General features: G+C 41.0%; 24 protein-coding genes. 12 read left to right on the forward strand and 12 right to left on the reverse strand.

What is annotated here, in order from left to right; all coding sequences use genetic code 11:
- Window positions 1-17: 17 nt before the first annotated feature.
- Complete coding sequence (locus tag AAEU31_RS13060; protein ID WP_421967429.1) at window positions 18-1,166, reverse strand: PA0049 C-terminal domain-containing protein; 1,149 nt, start codon at window positions 1,164-1,166, stop codon at window positions 18-20.
- A gap of 264 nt (window positions 1,167-1,430) precedes the next feature.
- On the opposite strand from AAEU31_RS13060, the gene AAEU31_RS13065 reads away from it, so the two are divergent.
- From AAEU31_RS13065 to AAEU31_RS13075, 3 genes are all read left to right on the forward strand, one after another.
- Complete coding sequence (locus tag AAEU31_RS13065) at window positions 1,431-2,225, forward strand: alpha/beta hydrolase (protein ID WP_421967430.1); 795 nt, start codon at window positions 1,431-1,433, stop codon at window positions 2,223-2,225.
- A gap of 72 nt (window positions 2,226-2,297) precedes the next feature.
- Window positions 2,298-2,855 (forward strand): DUF2975 domain-containing protein, encoded by a 558-nt coding sequence (locus AAEU31_RS13070; RefSeq protein WP_421967431.1) that lies wholly within the window; start codon window positions 2,298-2,300, stop codon window positions 2,853-2,855.
- The gene (locus tag AAEU31_RS13075; protein ID WP_054560721.1) at window positions 2,855-3,061 is read left to right on the forward strand and encodes a helix-turn-helix domain-containing protein; all 207 of its coding nucleotides are present in this window, start codon (window positions 2,855-2,857) and stop codon (window positions 3,059-3,061) included. Before AAEU31_RS13070 ends, AAEU31_RS13075 begins: the two co-directional genes overlap by 1 nt.
- Here AAEU31_RS13075 and AAEU31_RS13080 read toward each other — a convergent pair.
- Complete coding sequence (locus AAEU31_RS13080) at window positions 3,058-3,828, reverse strand: AraC family transcriptional regulator (RefSeq protein WP_421967432.1); 771 nt, start codon at window positions 3,826-3,828, stop codon at window positions 3,058-3,060. The two genes, AAEU31_RS13075 and AAEU31_RS13080, sit on opposite strands and share 4 nt — an antisense overlap.
- Window positions 3,821-4,267: a carboxymuconolactone decarboxylase family protein gene (locus tag AAEU31_RS13085; protein WP_421967433.1), complete on the reverse strand. Its 447-nt coding sequence runs from the start codon at window positions 4,265-4,267 to the stop codon at window positions 3,821-3,823. Before AAEU31_RS13085 ends, AAEU31_RS13080 begins: the two co-directional genes overlap by 8 nt.
- Before the next feature lie 159 nt (window positions 4,268-4,426).
- Here AAEU31_RS13085 and AAEU31_RS13090 point away from each other — a divergent pair, with 159 nt between their 5' ends.
- Both AAEU31_RS13090 and AAEU31_RS13095 read left to right on the forward strand, forming a co-directional pair.
- Window positions 4,427-4,675, forward strand: coding sequence for a hypothetical protein (locus tag AAEU31_RS13090; RefSeq protein WP_421967434.1), 249 nt, complete (start codon window positions 4,427-4,429; stop codon window positions 4,673-4,675).
- Between the two features lie 94 nt (window positions 4,676-4,769).
- A complete protein-coding gene (locus AAEU31_RS13095; RefSeq protein ID WP_036966724.1) occupies window positions 4,770-5,000 on the forward strand; it encodes a hypothetical protein in 231 nt (76 codons plus the stop codon).
- 65 nt (window positions 5,001-5,065) lie between these two features.
- On the opposite strand, the gene AAEU31_RS13100 is transcribed toward AAEU31_RS13095, so the two are convergent.
- On the reverse strand, window positions 5,066-7,336 hold the full coding sequence (locus AAEU31_RS13100; protein WP_421967435.1) for a TonB-dependent receptor: 2,271 nt from the start codon (window positions 7,334-7,336) through the stop codon (window positions 5,066-5,068).
- Window positions 7,337-7,714: 378 nt separating this feature from the next.
- On the opposite strand from AAEU31_RS13100, the gene AAEU31_RS13105 reads away from it, so the two are divergent.
- From AAEU31_RS13105 to corA, 3 genes are all read left to right on the forward strand, one after another.
- Window positions 7,715-7,852, forward strand: coding sequence for a hypothetical protein (locus tag AAEU31_RS13105; RefSeq protein ID WP_421967436.1), 138 nt, complete (start codon window positions 7,715-7,717; stop codon window positions 7,850-7,852).
- A gap of 60 nt (window positions 7,853-7,912) precedes the next feature.
- Window positions 7,913-8,101 carry a hypothetical protein gene (locus AAEU31_RS13110; RefSeq protein ID WP_421967437.1) on the forward strand — a complete coding sequence of 63 codons (189 nt, stop codon included), beginning with the start codon at window positions 7,913-7,915 and terminating at the stop codon, window positions 8,099-8,101.
- Between the two features lie 292 nt (window positions 8,102-8,393).
- A complete protein-coding gene (gene corA, locus AAEU31_RS13115) occupies window positions 8,394-9,350 on the forward strand; it encodes a magnesium/cobalt transporter CorA (protein ID WP_421967438.1) in 957 nt (318 codons plus the stop codon).
- A 60-nt stretch (window positions 9,351-9,410) separates the two neighbouring features.
- Here the strand turns inward: corA and dps are convergent, their stop codons facing one another.
- From dps to AAEU31_RS13140, 5 genes are all read right to left on the reverse strand, one after another.
- Window positions 9,411-9,929 (reverse strand): DNA starvation/stationary phase protection protein Dps, encoded by a 519-nt coding sequence (gene dps / locus AAEU31_RS13120; protein WP_135925754.1) that lies wholly within the window; start codon window positions 9,927-9,929, stop codon window positions 9,411-9,413.
- 224 nt (window positions 9,930-10,153) lie between these two features.
- On the reverse strand, window positions 10,154-10,573 hold the full coding sequence (locus tag AAEU31_RS13125) for a CBS domain-containing protein (RefSeq protein WP_054551886.1): 420 nt from the start codon (window positions 10,571-10,573) through the stop codon (window positions 10,154-10,156).
- An 80-nt stretch (window positions 10,574-10,653) separates the two neighbouring features.
- Window positions 10,654-11,664, reverse strand: a complete 1,011-nt coding sequence (locus AAEU31_RS13130; RefSeq protein WP_421967439.1) for a substrate-binding domain-containing protein — start codon at window positions 11,662-11,664, stop codon at window positions 10,654-10,656.
- A 119-nt stretch (window positions 11,665-11,783) separates the two neighbouring features.
- Window positions 11,784-12,920 carry a GGDEF domain-containing protein gene (locus AAEU31_RS13135; RefSeq protein WP_421967440.1) on the reverse strand — a complete coding sequence of 379 codons (1,137 nt, stop codon included), beginning with the start codon at window positions 12,918-12,920 and terminating at the stop codon, window positions 11,784-11,786.
- A gap of 122 nt (window positions 12,921-13,042) precedes the next feature.
- Window positions 13,043-13,633, reverse strand: coding sequence for a LysE family translocator (locus tag AAEU31_RS13140; RefSeq protein WP_421967441.1), 591 nt, complete (start codon window positions 13,631-13,633; stop codon window positions 13,043-13,045).
- A gap of 98 nt (window positions 13,634-13,731) precedes the next feature.
- Between AAEU31_RS13140 and AAEU31_RS13145 the strand changes: the two genes are divergently transcribed.
- Together AAEU31_RS13145 and AAEU31_RS13150 are read left to right on the forward strand one after the other, a co-directional pair.
- Entirely contained in the window at window positions 13,732-14,181 is a 450-nt protein-coding gene (locus AAEU31_RS13145) for an Lrp/AsnC family transcriptional regulator (protein WP_138556612.1), read from the forward strand.
- A 372-nt stretch (window positions 14,182-14,553) separates the two neighbouring features.
- Window positions 14,554-15,921, forward strand: a complete 1,368-nt coding sequence (locus tag AAEU31_RS13150) for an alkaline phosphatase PhoX (RefSeq protein WP_421967442.1) — start codon at window positions 14,554-14,556, stop codon at window positions 15,919-15,921.
- Between the two features lie 76 nt (window positions 15,922-15,997).
- On the opposite strand, the gene AAEU31_RS13155 is transcribed toward AAEU31_RS13150, so the two are convergent.
- Window positions 15,998-16,906: an alpha/beta fold hydrolase gene (locus tag AAEU31_RS13155; protein WP_421967443.1), complete on the reverse strand. Its 909-nt coding sequence runs from the start codon at window positions 16,904-16,906 to the stop codon at window positions 15,998-16,000.
- 119 nt (window positions 16,907-17,025) lie between these two features.
- Window positions 17,026-19,395: a TonB-dependent receptor domain-containing protein gene (locus tag AAEU31_RS13160; protein WP_421967444.1), complete on the reverse strand. Its 2,370-nt coding sequence runs from the start codon at window positions 19,393-19,395 to the stop codon at window positions 17,026-17,028.
- Window positions 19,396-19,646: 251 nt separating this feature from the next.
- Between AAEU31_RS13160 and AAEU31_RS13165 the strand changes: the two genes are divergently transcribed.
- Together AAEU31_RS13165 and AAEU31_RS13170 are read left to right on the forward strand one after the other, a co-directional pair.
- Complete coding sequence (locus tag AAEU31_RS13165) at window positions 19,647-20,903, forward strand: MFS transporter (RefSeq protein ID WP_138556608.1); 1,257 nt, start codon at window positions 19,647-19,649, stop codon at window positions 20,901-20,903.
- Window positions 20,904-20,971: 68 nt separating this feature from the next.
- Entirely contained in the window at window positions 20,972-21,445 is a 474-nt protein-coding gene (locus tag AAEU31_RS13170) for a VOC family protein (protein ID WP_281546466.1), read from the forward strand.
- Here AAEU31_RS13170 and AAEU31_RS13175 read toward each other — a convergent pair.
- A complete protein-coding gene (locus AAEU31_RS13175) occupies window positions 21,442-23,079 on the reverse strand; it encodes a BamA/TamA family outer membrane protein (protein ID WP_421967445.1) in 1,638 nt (545 codons plus the stop codon). The two genes, AAEU31_RS13170 and AAEU31_RS13175, sit on opposite strands and share 4 nt — an antisense overlap.
- Between the last annotated feature and the right edge of the window lie 46 nt (window positions 23,080-23,125).

Raw genomic sequence — 23,125 nt, forward strand, 5'->3', positions numbered from 1 at the left:
GCGCTGAGTAAGTTTCATTACAGTGCCGCTAAGCTGTGCTCTAGCATGGCTTTAATTTGCTTAACAATTTTAGCTTCTGTTTCTGGTTCAAATTGTTGAATACGTGGTGTATGAATATGCCCCGTTGGAATGTCTGAATTAAGCTCATCACGAAGACGAATACTGCGGTACGAAATCTCATTAGATAAGTAGCCGCCACCGCCACCTTTAACCGCAACCGCACCTTCTAACTCTTTAAGTGATTTTGGCTCAAATGCTTTTTCTAGAGTCACAACTTTATGATTGTCGTTGATTGGGAATGGCCCTTTGGCTTGTTGCATTTGCTTAACTGGTAAGCTAAAAGTTACAAATTCATTGCCCGGAAGTGGGCGGTCGTTAAGGCTCGAAATTTTCGGTGCAGTCGCTGTACCGCCATACACAATATTGGCGTTATCGGGCGCCGTTACACTGCGGCGTTTACCAGGAAAGCGTTCAAGATCAAAGTCTTTGCTACCCATACTGATAGTGGCAATCATATCAACATTATTAAGTGCGTAATACGGCGCAAGTAATGACTCGATGATACCTTGGTCAAAGTCTTCGTAGCGTACTGGCACCATCACAGTATTGATCTCAGCGCTAATGCCATTGTAATTAATAACTTGGCCATCAAGTAATAATGCCGCAACACCTGACGGGTTACTTTGATTAATATTTCTATCTAATAAGAATGGATCAAAGCCGGTAATTAAAATGCGTTTGTCGGTGTTTTTACTGTAATCAAGGTCAGTGCGGCCACGGCTGCCATTTTCAAGCATTGTTAATAATGCGGTTTGTTCGCTGTTGGTCATTGCAAACTGTGGTTTAGCACTGCGAATAATCTTGCTTGAAAGTAAACGCGCCCAATACAGTTCACGGTCGTCGAAGCTATTGGTTTTAATGATACGTGCTTTGGCGTCGCGCCATAATTGTTTGGCGTAAGCATCAATAAGGTCACTTGCCTGCTGATAACTGGTGGCAGCTTGCCACTGTTTTTCAAAATGATTTACTTGATCAGAGAAAGCGCTCAACACCTTTGGCATTGCTTTGCTGGCTTTTTCAATACGCAGTTCTTCAACGGTTAAATTGGCTGCAAATGCAGTAAATGACGAGGCGATTAAGCTGGTGGCAAGTAAAACTTTTTTCATGATTATCCTATTTAGTTACAGCACGTTTGGTAGGCTTGCGTTAACTATCCTATGGATAAAAGCCGAGCGCAAATAAAATCGCTCAACACAGAATTTGAAAAATAACGAATTAACGGAGATAGCGCTTTTAATCAAAGTTATTTCTCAAAGGAAGTGCTTTCAATGTTCGATACTAAATAATTAATTACTGTTTATCGATAATTTAAGTTTGTTTTTTAACTTATCTAGTGCCATAGTAGTTTTTTTACTAGAAGGATCGTGAAAATGAAATTTGGTTCTATTGCAGTGGTTCCGCTGATTGTGCTGTTATTAACTGGTTGTACGACAATTAAAGTTGAGGAATCTCACTTTTTATACCCTGATAAAAAAATAACGATGCAGGAAATACAAAGTGTTAATGCCACCGCCAAAACACAGGAGATAACTTTAACTACCGATGAGGGTACTCGACTTAAGGGTACCCTTATTAAAGTTGCAGATGCTCGTGCTACGGTAATTTACTTTGGTGGTAACCAGTTTCGCGTTAGTGCCGCAGGTGGGGAGCCTGCCAAGCTACTTTTACCTTTTCAAGTTAATATTTTAATGATGGATCATCGTGGTTATGGGCTTAGTTCTGGAGTACCTAGTGTAGCTAATCTGCAAGCTGATGCATTACAGGTATTTGATTATGTAAAAGGTAGATCAGACCTAAATACTTTGCCAGTGGTGATCCATGGTCATTCTTTAGGAAGTATGATTGCCGGTTACCTTGCCAGTCAGCGTAACGTTGATGCTCTGGTACTCGAAGGGAGTGTGACAAATGTTGAACAGATGATAGCAGCACGAATTCCGTGGATTGCTAAACCGTTTGTTAGTGTTGAGTTTAGTGAAGAGATTAAACAAGTCGATAATTTAAAAGCGTTACAAGTTTATCAAGCACCGCTATTAATAATCACCGGTGAAAAAGACACTCAAACTCCACCTGAGTTAGCCAAATCACTATATCAACATGCAAAATCTCAGCAAAAGCAGATTTACATTGCAAAAGGAAAGCACCACTCTAATGCGTTAACAGGTTAACAGGTTAACAGGTAAACAGTTAGCAACTCATTATGAGCAACTTCTAAAACAAATAACATTGAGTAAATCGTCATGAAAAAAATTGTTTGGATGAGTTCATTTATCCTAAGCCTGCTAATTTTTACGCTTATTAGCTTGTTAGTAACAAGCATTATTGTGCTTTTCAGTGACAGTAATGTTTTAAGTTTTACACAAAGTAATGGTGCGCATATGTGGATTGGTCTTGAAGTCAGCGGCTCTTGGCAAGGAGTAGCACAAACATTAAATGAGCATGGTTTTGATAGTGTTTTATGGCTTGGTCTTGTGCAATTGCAACCGTTTATTCTGATCAACATAATTTTGATTCGGTTATTTTTGCTTTACCGACGTGGATCCTTCTTCGCTATTGAAAATATACAATGTTTTAAATGGTTAGGTGGCGTATTATTGATGCAATTTGCACTAGTTGTGTGCTACCCGTCACTACTTATAACTCTTCTTAACTTGGCAGCAGGATCAGATATCGGAAGGGTCGTGGCTATTCAAGATACTGATATTATAGGCTTAGTGATGGGATTAATTATTTATGTTATTGGTTGGATCATGGGTCAAGCGCAGCAGCTACAAAAAGAGCAAGAGTTAGTGATTTAATGGCGATTATTATTGATTTAGATGTAGTGTTAGCTAAGCGAAAAATGAAGTCTGCAGAATTAGCTGAAGCGATAGGTATTACGCCACAAAACTTATCAGTTCTTAGAGCTGGGCGAGCTAAAGCTGTGCGCTTTACGACCTTAGATGCAATTTGTAAGCACTTAGGTTGTCAGCCTGGTGATATTCTGCGTTTTGAGGATGACTAACGAAAAATAAGCTTTGTTTGTTTAGTTTGAGAGTCTTTTAATAACTTGCGGTATTTTGCTGGCGTGATGTGCATTATTGCTTTGAATTCTTTGATTAAATGAGGCTGATCGGCAAAGCCACATTCTAGTGCAATATCTGCAAAGCTCATTTCGGGGTTATCTTTAATCGCTTGTTTAGCAAGTTTTACCCGGTATATTCGCTCAAAATACTTAGGGGTGACACCGCATTGATCCTTTATTTGCCTTTCAAGCTGGCGTTGACTGAGAGGGGCAAGTTGATAAGCGGTTTCAAGTGGTGTTAACTCAATAAGGTTACCGATTAAGTGTTTTGAGTGTTTGTTACTTTGGTTTATGTTTTTATTATTAGTAAAGTGGCGACTAATAAGCGCAACAAACGCTGCTAAGCTGGCGTTATCTTGCAGGCCTTCAGCTATGGCGCACAGTGAAGGCGTAGTAATCAGCGGATGGTCGTTTCTTTTTAGCTCTGGCAATACGGTTGGGTTAAAGCGAATACCACAAAATTGAGCACCTTTAGAAAAGCTGAGCTTAGAAGCATGAGTTGAGGTTTGTTGAAAAGCATAGGGATGCGCAAGAGATTCATCATCCAATAAAACTTCACCTGTAACGGGAAAAATAACCCCAGTTGCACCATCACAAGCCAGCCATTGTTCACCTGCTAAGTGTGCTTTGGCATACCATATAGCCTGTATACTCTCGCCAAGATTGCCCTCTGGGGTTTTTAGTTCTAGCGTTAAATGGTTATTCATTAAACTCCACAGTAGGCTTAAATATCTTCACTACACGATTCCAACTATTAATCGCGTTAATAGCAATGGTGAGTGCAACCAAGCCTGGCTCCGTAAATTGATTTTCTAGGGTCTGGTAGAAAGTATCATCAATCGTTTGTGCTTGTGTCAATTTTTCACACAATTCTAAGGCTAGTCGCTCGTGCTGTGAGTAAATTGGCATGTCTTGCCAAGCACTTAAAGCAATAATACGGTTGTTAGTTACACTGTACTCTCTGGCTTGTTTGGTATGCATAGCAATGCAATACGCGCATTGATTTAGCTGGGATACTCTTAATTTCACTAGCTCCCAAGTCGTTAAGCCGAAAGTTGTCTCGGCTGCTTGTTTAATTAACTGTTCTTGATCAATTAGATGTTTTGTTAATTGAGGTTGTAAAGCAAAATAATTGGCTCGGTTCATGGTGATTCCTAAGCTGTTTGAAGAGCAATAAGTGTAACGATGGCGATAGGCGAAATATTGCAAAAAATCGACATTTATGGTGGCAAATTTACGCACTGGTTCGCACCTTATTTTTAATCCTGCTATGCTACGCCCATTAGCAATCACTGAGTATTTGAGATGATTAACGATAACGATGTAATTGAAACATTAGACGAATTAGAAACGTTTTTACGCCTAGTTGAAAATGGCGGTTTAGGACTTGAGAATGTAACCGGTGTAGCCCTTGCAACCAACAATAGTGATGGCCGCCCATTTATCGCGGTACTTGATGATAAACATCAACTTTTACTTGGCCGTTACGTAAGCAATGATGTGTATGAAAACGGTAAAGATATGGTGCGATATGGCGTGAAAAAACCGCATTAAAAACGGGTTTTGTACCTATAATGTTGTGCTTTTATGCCTGTAGTATAATAATATGTTCTTATCGAGCGCTAAATTAATTAAAAAATGGAAGTATATGAAGTTTTTAAGTGTTGCTCTTTTAGCCGTGTTAATGACCGGTTGTGCGAGTTCAAGTGATGAACAAGCAAGTAATGATGGTTTAATTTGTAAAATGGAAAAGCCAACGGGTAGCAATATACCTAAGCGTGTTTGTCGTACTCCAGAACAAATTGCAGCAATGGAAAAAGAAGGCCGAGATGGCATTCGTGATATTCAACGAAATAGCACAAATACAGTGAGACTATAATCGCTGAATAGATTTTTCTGAATCGAATTAATAAGGGCCACGTGTAAATACGTGGCCCTTTTTTGTTATAGTGCGGTGCGTATACCGAGGGCAATACTGCGACCTGGCTGCGGGGCTAAATATCGTAAATAGCTTTGATGTGGGCGTATTTCTTGGTTTGTTAGGTTGTCTATAGTTATAAACAGCTCATTATCAAATCCCAAAAGTGAATTTGCGTAACGAATGTTCATGCCCATACTGTAGTAGCTTGGTGATGCGTGTTCAAACTTTGCAAGCTGCTCTTGCGCTTTGCTGTGTTGGTAATCAATTGTGGTTTTTATATTTTCAAATTGCCAATGAATTGCTGCGCCATAGCTGTCGGCAGGCGTGCGAGGAATGCTATCCCCTTCGAGTCGACGGCGAAAATACTCAGCCTCTTGGGCTTCATCAGGGTTAAAAAAAGCCTCTGGTGTAAAAGGGTCATAGCTTCCGTCAAATTGATATACCGGTGTGTTTTTTGTTTCGTCAGCATACGCAGTAAAGGTGAAATCGCCTAAATTTTGCGTGTTGAGTGTATAGTTGAGCTCAACTTCGAAGCCTTTATTTAAGGTATCTGCTTGACGCCATTCTTTAACATACACACCTCCTCTGTATACTCCTGTGCTGCCTAGGTAAATATAATTATCGTAGTTATTTTCGTACCAACTCGCAGTCAGGCTTAGGTTGTCGAAGTGAAAACCTGTGCCAATTTCGTGCGCTTTATTCACTTCTTTTTCGAGGCTTGAATTACCTTGCTCTTCAATTAACAGTGCGTAATGTGGGTTACTTGCATACAGTTCATTGATACCGGGGGCGCGCTCGGCATGGGTCGTACTTGCATCGACATACCAAAACGAAGAAATATCCCAATTTGCAGACAATGAATGATTAAACAGCTCAAACTCATTATCTTTTATGGCTGCTCCTTGACCTCGTCCGGGCTGATAGTGGTCGTTAATAGTTGGCGTGTAATTGACTTTTTCGTAGCGTGCTCCAATTTGCAACGAAACAGGCCCAAGTGCTGCATCTTGCAGTATGTATGCACTTTGGCGTTTAGCGTTAATGTCGGGTAGGTAATTGTTTTTGCCACTGCCTTGTTTTTCACTTCTATCGACAACGAGTCCGAATGCACCAGCGAATTGTTCTGTAAATTGATAATTTAACGTTGGACTAAGTTGCCAGTTTTTTAAAACGAATGTGTTCACGCTGCTCTCGTCGAGATTTTCGTCGTCTAGCTGTTTTGAGTACACCGCTTTTATATTGAACTCATTTAAGTATGGATTAGCTGAAAAATGTTTTTGGTAAAGTGCATCAATACGATATTGAGATGAGTAAATACGAATATTTCCCGACTGTTCAGTCTGTTGTGCATCGTGTGAATGCACTGCTGGACGGGCTATGTGAACAAACCCCGGTATTGCCCTATTTGCGGAGTTGTAATTCACAGACATACCAAATAACTGCTCATCGTCAAATCGCTGACTGCCACCAAAAGTTAAGTTTGTTTGGTAATAACTTGAATTGACTACTTTATTTTTAGAGTTAGCGAGTTGATGAGTAATTATTTGCTGCTCAATAGGGGTGACATCAACAAACTGAGTGCCATCATGCTCCCATGTCGGTCTTGCCAAAGAAACTTGGCATTGGCTTACCTGTTGGCTATTTAAAACCAACGAGTCCCAATTTGAGCAGTCTGCTGCTTTGCTAGTATGAGGAACTTTATAATCACTCTGCTCGCGATAAAGAAGGTTAACGTTATACGCAAAGTCGTGTTCTTGACCGCTTGCGGTGCCAAGCACAGAGGACGGGGCATTGTAGCCCGTTTGAATTTCAAGTTTGTCTTCTTTTTCAATACCTTGTTGTAAGGGAATACGGCCATCATTTATATCAACAATCCCAGCCATGGCTTCACCACCAAAAGGAATTGTTGCACGAGCGCCTTTAAGTACCGTGATCGATTCTGCAAAAAAAGGCTCAATAGGTATGAGTTGATCGTCGCTCACCGCTGACATATCACGAATAGGCATGCCATTACTGGTGATCAGTATTCGTTGGCCTCCTTGACCACGAATTTGTGGCCGACTTGCCGAAGAGCCGAAAAAACTGGCACTAACACTGGGTATTTGTGAAAGCGTATCACCCAATGTTGTTGCTTTTTGTTGCTCTAAAAGATCACCAGACAATACAGACTTACCTACAGCAACCTGGTTTATGGGGGAATAGTCTTTTATGTCGCTTTTTATCTCTATGTGTTCGATTTCATTTGCGTGCATAGATGAAGAGATACCTAAGCATAAAAGGGAGATTTTAAATTTCATTACTTTCTCTTTGTTATGTTACATCATAACAATTATATTCTGTATCTAAATGCGGTTCAAACAATTACGTTCATTATTAACTTAATTTTTAAGTGGGCTTAAGTAGGGTCGGTTAGAGTTCTTTCCAGAAAGGAGCACTGCGACGCTGAAAAACCTTGCTAAGCAACTGTTGATGGATATTTTCTACGAGCTTTTTTCAAGGCACTATTGATTCGCCAATGCTTCTAAGTAAAGCACAGAGAATCAGATAAATGGTACAAAACACACCACGTCGTTATTAATTTAAGTCGGCTTTTGCTTGCTTAAAATATCGTCATTACTATAAATTAAAGTGCCTATTAGTTTTACTATAAGTTGTCTTAAAATAAGGATAATCATATGACAGATAATTACACACCACCTGAAGCAAGCCTTGAAATTCCCACAGAGAATAACTCAGGACAAGGTAAGGTGGGCGAGTTACCAGAAGGCGTAAAGGGGTTTAGTTGGGGAGCGTTCTTTTTAAGCTGGATTTAGGCAATTGGCAACAGTACGTGGATAGGGCTATTAGCTTTAGTTCCTTATATTGGTTTTATTGTGTCTATTTACTTGGGCTTTAAAGGCCGAGAGATGGCGTGGCAAAACAAACGATGGGACAGTGTTGAGCATTTTCAACGAGTGCAAAAACAATGGTCATTTTGGGGAGTACTGATTGTTGGTGGCCTATTTATACTGGGTATCGTGGCAGCTATTTTACTTCCTGCGATGCAATCATATAGCTATTAAGCTTTATACTGACAAGTTTTGTTAATGCCAGTTTTTACTGGCTCAATATACCATCAGGATATTCGCTTTTTATAAAATAACACAGTGAACGGCGTCGATAATATTGAAGACTTTGTCAGTACAAATAAAAATGAAGTAGAACAAATGCAACAGCTCGGTGCATAGCAATACTGCCATTATAAAGTTTAAAGCCCCTTTGTTGGGGCTTTTTTTAGCCTTAACAAATTGAGCATTGTTCATTATGACGAACAACTATAGTATTTCAGTAATTTGATTAATTAGGGCAGGGCGTATGTTACGATTTTTTTCTATTAACCAAGGTGTGATCACCGAAACTGAGCCAGCTGCAGATACGCCTCTTGTTACTTCTATTAAAAATGCCCACTGGATTGACACCATAAATCCGACTGAAGAAGAGCGACAAGCGCTGGCAAGCACGCTTAATATCACCTTACCCGGCGCTGATGATGTTGAAGAAATCGAGGCATCTTCCCGTTGTTTTATCGACCACGAAGGCCTACATGTGCATGCGCTTTTTATGTCACCAAATGAAGGGCGCTTTAATACGGTGACTGTGGCTTGTTTGTTACAAGACAACTGTTTGCTGACAATCCGCGATGATGAATTAGCCGATTTTCGTTTATTACGACTTCGCGCTCGTAAAGGGCAAGTGGCGTGTGATAATCCTAAACAACTTTTAGTGACTCTGTTTGACCAAAAAGTCGAAAACCACGCTGATATGCTTGAAGATATGCATCATCAATTAGAAAAACTCAGTGCCTATGTACTTGAAGAGGACGACTCAGATTTAGAAGAAGCCGTCAGCCGGATCTCGCGCCTTGAAGATAACAACGGTAAGGTGCGATTATGTTTGATGGATACGCGCCGAAATATTTCGTTTTTACTGCGTCATTTAGGTGCACCAACTGAAGACCGCGAGTCACTACGTGAAATTGTACTCGATATTGATACCCTTATGTCTCACTGTACATTTTTGTTTGATAAGGTGAATTTCTTAATGGACTCGACTCAGGGTTTTATTAATATCGAACAAAACCAAATTATTAAAACCTTCTCAATTGCCTCTGTGGTGTTTTTACCTCCGACCGTCGTTGCCAGTATTTATGGCATGAATTTTAATAGCATGCCTGAGCTGCAATGGGCATGGGGTTACCCGTTTGCGATTGGCATCATGTTGCTGTCTGGCTTTGCACCTTATTTGTTCTTTAAACATAAAGGTTGGCTGTAGCAAAGCATAAAAAAGCCCAGCAAATGCTGGGCAAGGGGTCTTCGGATAGACTTTGCGGTTTTAGCCTTTCAATTCGCCAGTAGACGATTCGATATGCGCACGAACAAACCATTGGAATTGTTCTAGATCAGCCAGTTGGCCGGTGATCATATCTTCAGAAACAGGGTCTAACTCAGCAAGCTTTTCGATTGCTGCACGGTGATCTTTATTAACGCCGTTATACACTTTATCAAGCGCTGTTAGATGGTCAGTGACTAAGCCTTTGCCAATTGAGTAGTCTTGCCAAGTGCGACGATCAACAATTGATTGCGGTGTGCCAACAGGTACGCCGCCCATGGTTGCAATTCGCTCTGCAATCGTATCAGTCATCTCTTGCACTGCGCTTACTTGTGGGTCTAGCATTTCGTGTACACCAATGAAGTTAGGACCAACAACATTCCAGTGAATGTGTTTTAAAGTGAGGTGTAAATCGATTAAAGCGACCATACGCTGGTCTAAAATTGCAATCGTGTCAGCTGCAGCTTGGTCTTTAACACCGGGTGCTGTAAATTCTGCGATTTTTGATGATGAATTACTCATTACTCCTCCGAGATTATCTATAAATTTCCTTTCGCTTTTAGTTTAAAAGCGCGCTTGATTAGGTAGAAGCAAACGTTGTGCCTAAAATGGTATTTTGGTAACCAATTGAATTTAAAGGGTTAGTTTTGTTTTATTTTAAGGTGGAGTGGTTGTGATGAGGTATGGGTATGAAAACTCTGCACACCTTCTGTAAAAAATTCAGTGTGCAGATACAAATTTACGACTTAAGAAAGTAATGCCGCCGCTAAACGAACAAAGTCAGATGAGGTTAGAATTCCCACTAAGTTGTTATCTTTATCAACCACAGGCATGCAGCCATGACGATTTTCAACAAAAAACTTAGCAACTTCGTGTAGCGGCTGCTCTGGTGAGATACTGGTAAAATCAGTGGCCATAATATCAACCACTTTAGTTTGCTTTTCTTTGCGTTCAAGGGCGCTGGCGCTGTAATTAGCCATGATATTCATTACCTGAGCAATCATGATTTTTTGCGTTAACATGCCAACTAAACCGCCGTGTTCGTTGATCACTGGGATATGTCGAACATTTTTCTCTTTCATTAGATTATGCGCGTCATGCAGGGTATTTTGCGCGCTAATGGCAAATGGGTCTGGCGTCATTAAATCACTAACTAGGTGTGTCATTGCTAAATCCTTACAGTTAATTCAAGTTGTGGTAAGTCTAGCGCTTATCGAGTTAATTGCACTTTAGTGAGATCAAAGTTTTAGTGATTAACTGTGCATGTACCTGCATTACTTTGCTGACAATAATGAAAGTCTAGGTAATAGTGAGACTTGGCTGGTCGCTCACCTTTTGTTAGGTATTGATACATCAATTCGGCAGACAGGCGTCCCATTTCAAATGGATTTTGACCAATATTAGCCGATGATAATCCTTGTTTTAATACTTCTAATTGCATTTGTTCTGTATCGGCAGAAACAATGACCACCTCTTTACTGGCAATACGTTGTTTCTGTTTAGCAATCACTTTTGCGTAGTTAGGATTAAATTGGGCAAAACCTGCTACAGCTAAAAATAGTGGTGGGTTTTCAATATTAAGTAGTTTGTCGAGCTGACCCAGTGATACTTCACGTTTTCCTAAACTATATAAAGGGCAGCGGTCAAACTCGCTCCAGCCATTTTCACCAGTTAAGCGTTTATCTTTTTGCCCTGATAACGCATAACGAACACCTTCAATGCGTTTGTTCAAATTAGGTGTTGTGGAATGTCCAGATTGAATACAGACTTGGTTAATTTCTTTGTCAGTGAATTTTTTTAGTTCGTTCCCTAAAGCCACACCATAATCAAAATTATTAGTACCCACATAGGCTAAACGATACTGCTGATCATCTTCGAGCAAATCAGAGTCAAAGGTAATTACAGGAATATTATTGTCTTTAAGCTTTTTTAAAGCGCGTTCAACGAGGTAATTAGAGTCTGTAGTAGCGATTAATAAACCACTAATGTTGTTTCTGCGCACGAGGTCGGTGATCACTAATACTTGCGTGCGGATATCTTGAAAGTCTTTAGGGCCATCGTAAATACATTCAAAATCGAGATGCTGTTTTGCAAATTGCTCACACCCTTTAAAGGCTTGCTGATAGAAGCTATCGTTTTTGGTTTTACCCACAACAGCAATAACATATTTAGCCTGAATCGGCAGGGCAAAAAGCCATAAGCTGGCACAAATAAACAACCAGTTTAATTTAAAATTTAATAATACTTTTAAAGACATAGCACTACATATTGCAATTTAAGTATAAGCACGCACTAATTATAGTGGTAGAGTTTGAATTTACAAGATTAATACAAAAGCATTTGCTTGTTTGGTATATTTGGTTCTTTATTCTGGTTTTAGGTGTTAATTTCGACTCGATTACGGCCATTATTTTTCGCTTCATAAACCGCTTTGTCTGCGCGATTCACTAAGCTTTCAAAGCTGTCATTTACTTGCCAGTTAGTTAATCCAAAACTAGCGGTAACCGATATACGATGCTCTTGAAAAGCTATTTGACTGGCTTCAATGGTTTTACGAAGACTGTCTAAAAATTGTCTCGCTGAGCTGATGTCGGCTGCAAAGAATAGCAGTAAGAATTCTTCACCACCAAGGCGGCAACATAAGTCTTCTTTTTTTAAATGGTGTTTCATTAAATCAGAGAACACTTCGAGTACTAGATCACCGCCATCGTGACCGTATCTATCATTAATTTGCTTGAAGTAATCAATATCAACAACGCAGGCATAAAGGCTAGAAGTTTGGTTCGGGCTGAATAATTGCTGTTGTTCGATAATAAATTGCAGTCCGCGGCGGTTATAAAGTCCGGTAAGCGGATCCTTTAAAGACAGCTCCAAATAACGTTTCTTTTCGTCAACTAATAGTGTCGTGATGAGTCCAAGACCTGTCATAACAAATACAGTTGCATGGGCAATTACAGTAAGTGAATAAAGGGTTGCTAAGTTGTGCTCATGGGTAATGATACTCAGTTGTGAAATGGGCACTAACAGTAAGATACATTGCGCCATCGACAACACAGTATTGCCTATATTTTTCTCACATACAGCACGCTTTGTTGTGTAGTAAATCAGTGCCGGTAGCACGCTTAATGTATAACAAGCTTCGACTAAGGCCAGTTGGTTAATATTTTGAGTAAGGATGGCAAATACAGAAAAAATAGCCCCATGAGCAATAATTATCTTATTAAATCGACAGGGTTCGTCGTGGTTATAAATAGATAATTGCAGCAATGTCATGGAGATCATATAAATCACCACACCAGAGCGAAAGCTCGGCGCAAGGTTGAATAGATCTTGGATCCAAAGCCATGCAAAGCCAATTACACCGAGATAAAAGAATAGATTAAATAGGTAAATTGAGCGGTTATTAAAACTACTGCGCATCAGGCGCGTAGCTATAATGGAGCAGGTTACTACCGTAATAAGTAAGAAGACGAAAAAGCCGTGGTAAAAGTAATTCTCTACGTTACTAGCCATGAATCGCACTGAAAAGATCTAGATAAATAAATCTTAGCACAGGGTAAATTTCTCATCTTAAAATCTTAAAATACGACTGCCAAAGGCTATGTACGTAATACTTCCTAGCAAATCTTGCTCATTTAAAACAAACTAAACATCACTGAAGCGATTAATAGTATTGCCATTAAGTAGTTAAATGCTTTTAAGCGCTTTGGGCTGGCAAGCCAGTGTTGAAGCTTTTCGCCAAGTAGAGTCCACGAGCTGACGCATGGCAGGTTAATTAAACCAAATATGAGGCTTACTACTAACACTGAGGTGAGGTTTTTGTCTGGGGCATACAAGCTTACTGCACTTAATGCCATTGCCCATGCTTTTGGGTTCACCCATTGAAAAAGTGCAGCCTGAATAAAGGTAAACGGCTTACTTTCACTATTGGCTTTTTGTTGAGCGCTACTTGTGGCAATTTTAAACGCCAGATAGAGTAAATAAGCAATACAAAACACTTTTAATATCAAGTAGCTTGGTGGAAATAAATCAAATAGTTGCATGATGCCAAGGCCCACTAAAACCAGCATCAACATAAAGCCAAGCGTCACGCCAAGTAAGTGTGGTGTGGTTCTTTTAAAGCCAAAGTTGGCACCTGAGCTCATCAACATTAAGTTATTCGGTCCAGGAGTAATTGATGACACCAAGGCAAATAACGCCAGGGCTGTTAAAATTTCAAAACTCATTGCTATCTCTCCACTTTAATTTTATGCAATTATAAGTTGAATTAAGCGCAATTTTTGCGCTTAATGTTGTTATATGCATTCAAAGTTCACAACATAAAATGAAAAAAGATAAAATTAACGACAGAATATTGCATGAGCTTAAACGCAATGGCCGAATTGCCAATGCGGAGCTGGCAGATAAAGTGGGTTTATCGCCATCGGCATGCCTTCGTAGAGTGCAAGAATTAGAAAAACTTGGGGTTATTGCGGGGTATCGAGCAGTGATTAACAACCAAGCTGTGGGCCTAGGATTTATCGCTTATGTTGGGGTTGGCTTAAATGAGCACTCAACAGTATCTCAGCGAGCATTCGAGCAAGCCCTTGAGTTTATTGATGAAGTAAAAGAGTGCCACAATGTAACTGGCTCGTTTGAATATTTGCTGAGAGTCGAGACGGCAGATCTTAAGTCTTATAAAGCGTTTCATGCTGATGTGCTCGGCTCAATACCACAAGTACGCACCATTACAACTCATGTAGTAATGGAATCACCCAAAGATGAACGTGCATAACGACAGAGTTTAAGCTTTTTAGTTGTTATTACTGATTTATAAAAACACATAGGCAGCAGTAAGCTGATACATAGCCATGTCTCAGTTACTGAATTTGCATCAAAACGTTAGCCGTCATTGGGAATACCATGTCGCCATCTTCAACTTTTATACGTAAGTTTTCAAAACGTGTGTTAAATGCAAGCGCCGTCCAGCCACGACGTTTTACGAAAACTCTAAATCAATATTTTTTAATGCTGCACGGGTTCAATCACTAAAATCAAGCTTTATGACAATTTCGTGAAGATTGTGATAATGTAACTTTTTATCGTTTCTTTGCTTTATAATGCCATTTTATTTGTATGATAAACTTGGGTTTAGCTTGGAGTTAGTATGGTTTCACGTCGAGATTTTTTAGTAGGGGCAGGCACGTTAGCCTTTTTAGGATTATCAAAAAGTGCCATAGGAAAGGTGTCATTAGGTGATTTAAAAACAACGGCTGTCGGCTTTGGCCCGTTAATTCCCGATCCAGATAAGTTGCTCGATTTACCTGAGGGCTTCAGTTATCAAGTCGTTTCAAGTTTAGGTGAGAAAATGTCTGATGGCTTTACTGTACCTGATAAAGCCGATGGCATGGGCTGCTTTGCACTTGGTAATGACCGTGTTGCATTAGTGCGAAACCATGAGCTAAAACCAAAAGATTTAACGAAAGCTGAAGCAAGTATTGCCAACCATAAAACGCCCCTGGCTTTTGATACCAACAGTGATGGTGTGGCGTTACCCGGTGGCACAAGTCATATCGTTTATAACTTAAAAACCCATCAAAAAGAGCAAGAGTACTTGTCATTAGTTGGCACTATTCGTAACTGTTCTGGCGGTATCACGCCATGGGGCACTTGGCTTACGTGCGAAGAAACCACCGATACTAAAGCCGATGGATTTAACCAAGACCATGGTTATATTTTTGAAGTACCCGCAAATAGCAAAGGCTTAATTAAACCTGAGCCATTAAAAGCCATGGGTCGATTTAACCACGAAGCGGCTGCTGTTGATCCGCGCACAGGCATTGTTTATTTAACTGAAGACAAGGGTGATAGCGTCTTTTATCGCTTTATTCCAAAAGAGTATGGCAAGCTGCATAAAGGCGGGCAACTACAGGCTATGATGGTAAAAGGTAAGCCACAATTCGATAGCCGTAACTGGAACAATAAAGCCATGAGGCTACATCAAGAGCTTGAGGTTGAGTGGGTAAATCTAGATAACCCAGAAAGCCCGAAAGACGACTTACGGCTACGTGGATACAAGCAAGGCGCGGCACTGTTTGCTCGCGGTGAAGGTATTCATTGGGGTGATAAAGAGCTTTATTTTTGCTGTACCAATGGTGGTAAAAAACAACTTGGTCAGGTTATGAAATATCAACCGTCAGAATTTGAAGGCACCGATAAAGAAGCACAGCAACCCGGTAAAATCTCGTTGTTTGTAGAAAGTACCAGCAAAACCCTCTACAACTTTGGCGATAACTTAACCGTGTCACCTAATGGGCATTTAATTGTCTGTGAAGACCAATACACCGATGTGGTTGATAACCATCTTCGTGGTGTTACACCTCAAGGCCAAGTTTATAATTTTGCCCGTTTGGTTGCGCAAACTGAGCTGGCCGGTGCCTGTTTTTCACCGGATGGAAGCACCTTGTTTGTAAATGTTTACTCACCTTCTAAAACGCTAGCTATAACAGGCCCATGGCATCAGTTTAGTGTTTAATTCTGTAGGCACTCTTTTATGAGTGCCTCAATTTACTGGAAGCTGTTAATATAGTTGGTCCGCATAGCCATGAATTCTAATTATTCTTACAGTTCACTTTATTAGCATGCTTTGCAATCCATTTAGTCATTTTTTTCATTAAAGCGGGTGGAAAATCATGGCCCATTCCGGGCACAACTTTTAACTTACTGCGCTTTATTAACAGAGCGGTATTGATGCCCGCAGACAGTGGCATAACAGGATCAGCACTGCCGTGGATCACTAACGTTGGGGCTTTGATCTTCTTTAAAAGTTGCTCGCGATAGGGCGTTGCGGCAATGGCTGCAAGCTGACGTTTAAAGCCAGTTTGATTCGTGTGGGCACGCTCAATATAGCGCTCAGCATTGGCATATAAAGCGTGTTCATCTTGTGGGTAGGCCGGGCTGCCAATGAGTTGGTTTAGCCGAACATTGTAATCAATCGCAGCTTCTTTATTACTGCTACGGGGGCGTATTTTAGCGAGCTTTACCAACAGGTTAATGTTTGAACCCGAAAACGATAACGGCGAGCTGCTCGACATAATTGAAGTTAAGCTCAGTACACGTTTTTTATACTTTGCCGCGGCAATTTGCGCAATCATGCCACCCATCGAAGCCCCCACTAAGTGTGCTTTTTTGATATCCAGTGCATTCATTAATTCTTTTACATCGCGAGCCATGTCATCGAGCGAATAGGGCAGCTTTGCGCGAATGGGAAATCGGCGGCTAAGCCAATGCTTTACAAGACTCGGCTTGCCTAATTCATCCAATGATGAAGATAGCCCTGCATCACGATTATCAAAACGAATAACCCTAAAGCCTTTTTCGACCAAGCCAAAATAAAGCGACTCTGGCCAAACGGTAAATTGAGCACCTAAGCCAATAATTAAAATGATCACCGGCGCATTTTTATCGCCTTCATCTTGATAACTAATACTGATACCACTGGCTGTAAGGATATGTTCCATAGACTGACAAATAAGCTTACGCAGGTATCATCAGCTTAGAGTGTGAAGTTGGCAGTTTAGTGACAGAAAGAAGAATAGACAGCATATGGCTTCATGCTGTCTATTTTCAGGGAGTTTTCTTAGAAGTAAGCGGTCACGCCAATCCAGAAGTTACGGCCTTTATCTTTAACGTTGTAGTCGTCTGTGAATGTAACTTCGCTAACTACACCGCGACCTGTTAGGTATTCATACTCACCATCGCCATTTAGGTCGGTATAGCTAGTGCTATATGAGGTGAAATCTTCGTCTAATAGGTTGTTTACACGAGCATTGATTTGCACGTACTCATTTACATAGAACTGCGCACCTAAATTAAGTAGGTTGTAGTTTTTGTAGTACAGCGCTTTGTCGTGCACGTTATCCCAGCCGCGGTAACGGTCTGAACGATATACACCTTGTAGGTATAGGTTTATAAAGTCAGTCGCTTCCCAGTTTAAGGTAAGGTTTGCCATGTGCTCAGCGGAGTTCGTTAATGGCTGACCTTGTTCTGGGCCACTTTTTTGTTCGCTATCAGTCCAGGTGTAGTTACCGTTAATCGATACTGTTTTGGTGATAGTATATTGTCCTGCAATTTCAACACCTTGTAGATCTACTTCGTCGATATTGATTTTTTGGCTGTAGCTATCGTAGCCAAGCTGATCGTACTGACCTAAGTTCACACAAGGGCGCACATCGTTAGTTTGTTCACAGCTTAAAATAGTGTCGCCGCGGGCAATTTTGTCTTCAAATTTGGTGTTGTAGTAAGTCACATTAATGTTGTGATCGCCATCAAGCGAAGTCCAGTAAAGTGCAACTTCTGAGTTCACACTGGTTTCTGGTTCTAAATCTGGGTTACCCGCAAATGGGCTTGTGCCCTGACCACCAAATCCGGTGATACCGTCGTAAAGATCAGTGGTTTGCGGCGTTTTATAACCTGTACTTACACCACCTTTTAAGGTCCAAGTGTCAGAGAGGTTATAGACACCGTAAACGCGCGGTGATACTTGGCTACCAAATACATCATGATCATCGTAACGAGCGCCTAATGTGAAGGTAAAGTTGTCGGTTGCCATCCAGTTATCTTCGGCAAAGATTGAGTACATGTTTTGCTCTTGTACTTTACCTGCTTGGTCACTTTCAAGGCCAAATACGCCGTCTTTTAATTCACCGTCAATAAGCTGGCCACCAATTGCTAGGTTATGGCTACCAAAGCTGCCGGTGATAGGAATATCAAAGCGTAAATCATAGGTATATTGGCTGCTTTCTAGTGGGCGAGCAGGGCGCGGTAGGAAAGTTTCTTCAGCTAAGTCTTTACGTGCTTGCTCGTCCATTCCTTCGTATTCGCCAGTACCATCGTACATCGCTTGCAGCTTTAATCGCTCGCTTACACTTAGCGGTAAAGTACGGCCATTATTTTGCGTATCAACATAAGAAACAGAGGCCTTCACCGTTGCCCAATCAAGCTCGCCATCGTAGCTGATTGACCACCATTCACGATCAAACTCTTGGTCTGCTGCATAACCTGCACGCGGGTTTACTTGGCCGCGGCGGTCTTGCCAAATTGATTCAATATTATCTTTAGTGCCAAGCGGGTAAGTAATTGTGCCTGATTCAATGTCGTAGCTTGGCGTGTTGTCGTACACTTGGCTTGAATTATCATAATCAAAACGTAAATGATGCGACTCAAACGGGGTATAAGTTAACGTAAAACCATACTGCTCGTTGGTGTTATCAACGGTACGACCACCACTCCCAAAGCCTAATGAACGAACATGTACAACACCATTAGGATCGGTTGCTGGTTCAAATGTTGGCGATGATGCTTGTTGCTCGTAAACACTGCCGCGTACACCTAAACTTAAAACGTCTTTGATAAGCGGGCCCATCACACTAAAGTCAGTGGTAATGTCATCACCAAAATCATCGTTTTGTTGTAATGAACGGCTAAATGAAACAGCACCGCTCCAGCTATCAGTGTGCTTTTTAGTGATGATATTGATTACACCACCCAGCGCATCTGCACCATAAAGCGTTGATGCAGGGCCGCGAATAACTTCAACACGCTCAATGGCATCAACCGGTGGTACGTGGTTAAACGCGTTGCCACCAAAATTATTTGGATAAATATCGCCATGGTTATTTTGGCGTTTACCATCAATGAGTAACAGGGTGTATTCACCTGTTAAACCACGCATACTCACACTGCCTTGGCCGGTTTTATCACGAGTTGTGCCAATGTCGATACCTTCTAAATACTGTACAGCATCAAGCACTGAGGTGAAGGCATGAGACTTAATATCTTCATTGGTGATAATTGAAATACTTGCAGGTGCTTCGGTAACTTTTTGCTCAAAGCCTGTTGCAGTAATCACTAAACGTTCCATATCTTGTTTAGGCTTAGCGTCATCAGCAAAGGCTGAAAAATGTGTTGCTATGGCAAGCGCCAGTAAGCTTGGTTTTATTGATTTCATTGTAGGTTTCCAGTTCTTTATGTTGATTTTCCCTTTGAGGAACGGTGCGTATAGTACAGAAATTAAAAATACAATCAATAATTATTCGTATTTAGATTTTTTAGACTTTAACTCATTAAATAATATTTTTAGTTGAGTTGTTTTGGTTCTTAGCTAATTAATGCGGTGTTACAAATGAGCGGTAGATTAAATACTCTTAGCAGAGGTTATTGAGGTATATTGTTTTAACCATCACAATTAAAATTTTAGTAATGAATTCAGATATCTCTTTAGCGCGCTTTAAGCAATTTCCTGTGCTTATGTGGATCTTCTTATTTGGCTCGTTTATTACCCGTGGCAGTTATTACATGGTGTGGCCATTTCTTGCGGTGATCTTGTACGAAAAGTTTGCGTTATCGGCGACTGAAGTCGGTTTGGTACTTACCAGTGCTGCCGTGATTTCGGTGTTCACCAGTTTTATTGGTAGCAGCCTATCAGATAAAGTGGGCCGGCATACGCTAATGTACATTACTGGCGTGCTGTATATCATTTCTTTCTCGTTGTTAGCTGAGGTAGAAACGGTAGCAGGGTATGTGATTGTGATGACCTTATGCTCGATAGCAACCGCACTTTGGCGACCATTAACCAGCGCGGCGATTGGCGATATTATTGATGATGCACAAACTCGCGAGCTGGCCATGCAGTCGCTGTACTTTATTGTAAATGTGGGCTGTGCGGTGGGGCCATTAGCTGGGGTATGGCTAGGTTTAACTGGTGAGCAGTCGAGCTTTTATATTACCGCAGCAGCATTTGCTATTTTATTGGTGCTACTTGTTTGGGGCTTTAATTTTAGTGATAAAGCCGCAAAAAATACTGCCGCAATTGACGAGCCCGAAGAGAAAAAACCAGCTGTACAGGGCAAGCAAATCTTACGTATTTTATTTGCCGATAAACTGCTGCAATGTTTAATTTTAGCCAATATTTTGTGCATGTTTATTTATGCGCAAATGGATAGTTCACTCATACAATACCTCACTCGTGCAGAGGCACCCGATCTACTTGCACTTATTTCTGCGCTGATATTTACCAATGCATTGGTGATCATTTCAAGCCAATTTTTGCTGTTAAAAATGATGGCACGATTTAACCTAACGGTGCGAATTCAAATTGGTTTAGTGCTATTAATGGTGTCGCAGTTTTGGCTAGCACTTAATCCGATCGATTTATTTTGGGGCTGGATTGGTGCAATAGTGGTGATGAGTTTGGCCGAAACCATTTTATTTCCGACGATGAACGTGCACCTCGATAGGCTCGCGCCATCTCATTTACGTGGAGCTTACTTTGGCGCGGCTTCGTTTTACGATTTAGGGTTTGCTTTAGCGCCGCTCGGTGGCGGTTTAATTTTAGATTATTACGATGGCCCAACCTTGTTTTTTGTCGCGGGAGGGCTTTGCCTTGTGGTGATTTACTTATACGCCATACTCGAAAAGCTACCCAGACCAGATTTTGCAAACTCATTATCAAAGTAAATTTATAACGTGAAATTGCACAACAGCTGCTACCTTTATAACTCACACATTTAACGTTGAGGTGTAACATGGCTGTTTCTGCAATCCCAAAAGGTTTCCATGCGGTAACCCCGTATTTGGTTATTGAAGGTGCCACTAAGGCGATAGAGTTCTACAAACAAGCTTTTGCTGCTGAACTTGTAATGCAAATGCCTCTGCCTGATGGTGGAGTGGCGCATGCTGAAATAAAAATTGCCGATTCTCATATTATGCTTTCTGATAATTGCCAAGATGTGCAGTTTAAATCGCCGCAACAACTTGGTGGCACACCAGTGACCATTATGTTGTATGTTGAAGATGTCGATGCTGTTTTTGCTAAAGCCTTGTCGCTTGGCGCGAAAGAGCTGCGCCCCGTGCATGATCAATTTTATGGCGACAGATCAGGGACTTTAGAAGACCCTTTTGGCCATATATGGACTATAGGCACACACAAAGAAGACCTCAGTGAGCAAGAACTTATGCAGCGTATGAGCGAGCTTATGAGTAAAGAGCAGGATGCTTAAAAAGTTGTTTCAACCGACATTCCTATTTGCCATGAATCCACCTCTTGGTAACTGCCAAGTGGCGTACTAAAGTCGATATGGATCACATTGTCGTTACTTGAGCGCGATGAATATAGGCGAATACCCACACCCGCACTGGTTAGCATTGAATCTGAAATATTCGCAGTTTCAGTGCTGCCAAATGCCTGCCCAACATCAACAAAGCCAACAAAGCCTACATCTACGAACTGATACAAATTAATATTAGGGTACATTCTTAGCTCAGCCGTTGCTTGTATGCTTGAAGTACCATGTTGGTAACTTTCTGGGAAGCCCCGCATGCCTTCTTCACCGCCAACAGCCAGCGGTTTATCAGCAAATTCATGATTTTGCCAATGACCATTTACATGCGCATAAAAAGCAAATGAGTCTGACCAGCGATAGTTCATTTGTGCTTTTGAATAGATAGCTAAGCGATCATCAAGCTCAGTTCCTACATTGCCTTTGAGTCCAGCGGCAAATCGATACAAGGCGTTATTGTTAAACCATGCTTTGGTAAGGTTAGTATCATATAAAAAGCCTTGGCCAAAATTTACGGTATCGATGGCAAACTTTGAATTTAGCTCCCAGCCGAGATTAACGTCTTCGTTGTGGTTTATTAGGTCAATATCGTGCAATACGGCGTAATTGTCCTCTATCCAATGTAATCCGACCCAAGGCGCTGCAATGGTGTAATCGTTAAGGCCTGCAGGTAAAGGCTTTGTTTGAAAAGGGCGGTAGCTGACATCTTGGTAATCAATCCCAGCAAGCCAGTGGAAGGTTTGCTGGCTGTCTTGCGATAAAATTCCGCCGTAAGCAAACTGGGCGATTAATTCATCAGTAAAAAACTCTGAACGAGTTTGACCATTTTGATAGATATAACTTTTTTGCTTTTGAGATTGTGCAAAGTAGCGCATTAGTACGTCACTACTGCGTTGATAAAAAGGCTGATGATAATCCACTAAAAAGACTTGCCCGTCATCGTAATCATCAGCTTGTAAAGTGAGAGTTGCATGAGGTTGCCAAAGCACTGGCATCTGCAGTACTGAGTGGTAGCCAGAGCGTTCATGATCTGATTTATACTTTAATGATGCGCGAATACCGTAGCCTAAAAAGTTTTCTTCTTTAAAGCCTAAGCTGTACTTATTATTGCCGCTACTACGGCCAAAATTAATGGTTGGTAATAAACTCCAGGTATCCCACGTATCGATTTGCACCACGCGTGGCTCATCTTCAAGGCAGTCGTTTGTATAGCTAATTTTGGCATCTCTTAAGTATTTTTTGCCGCGTAGGATGCGCTCTGCTTCTTGAAGCTGGCGTTCGCTAACTTGGTCGCCTTCTTTAAAGGTTATCTGTTCGCTGATTACGTTTTTCTTGGTATCAATATGTAGCCAATTGATAAAGCGATGCAGTGCAGTCGTTTCAGGATCATTGGCGTCAAAAATCGTGTGTGTATCAATGTTGAGTTTATCAACGAAGATGTCTTTATCTTCACTCAACTCAGTTGTAGGTTTGCTTTTTACTTCACAAACAACATCTAAGCTTAAAGGTTCTTTTGCATAAACTGTCCCTGTAGCAGTGCATGAAAATAATAAAACGGAGGTTATTTTATTCATCTTTGTTATGCCTACTAAATATCAAGGAGACGCGGCGATTTGCTTT

Origin of the sequence: Pseudoalteromonas thalassia, from assembly GCF_049257215.1 — a bacterium.
Classification (GTDB): domain Bacteria; phylum Pseudomonadota; class Gammaproteobacteria; order Enterobacterales; family Alteromonadaceae; genus Pseudoalteromonas; species Pseudoalteromonas lipolytica_C.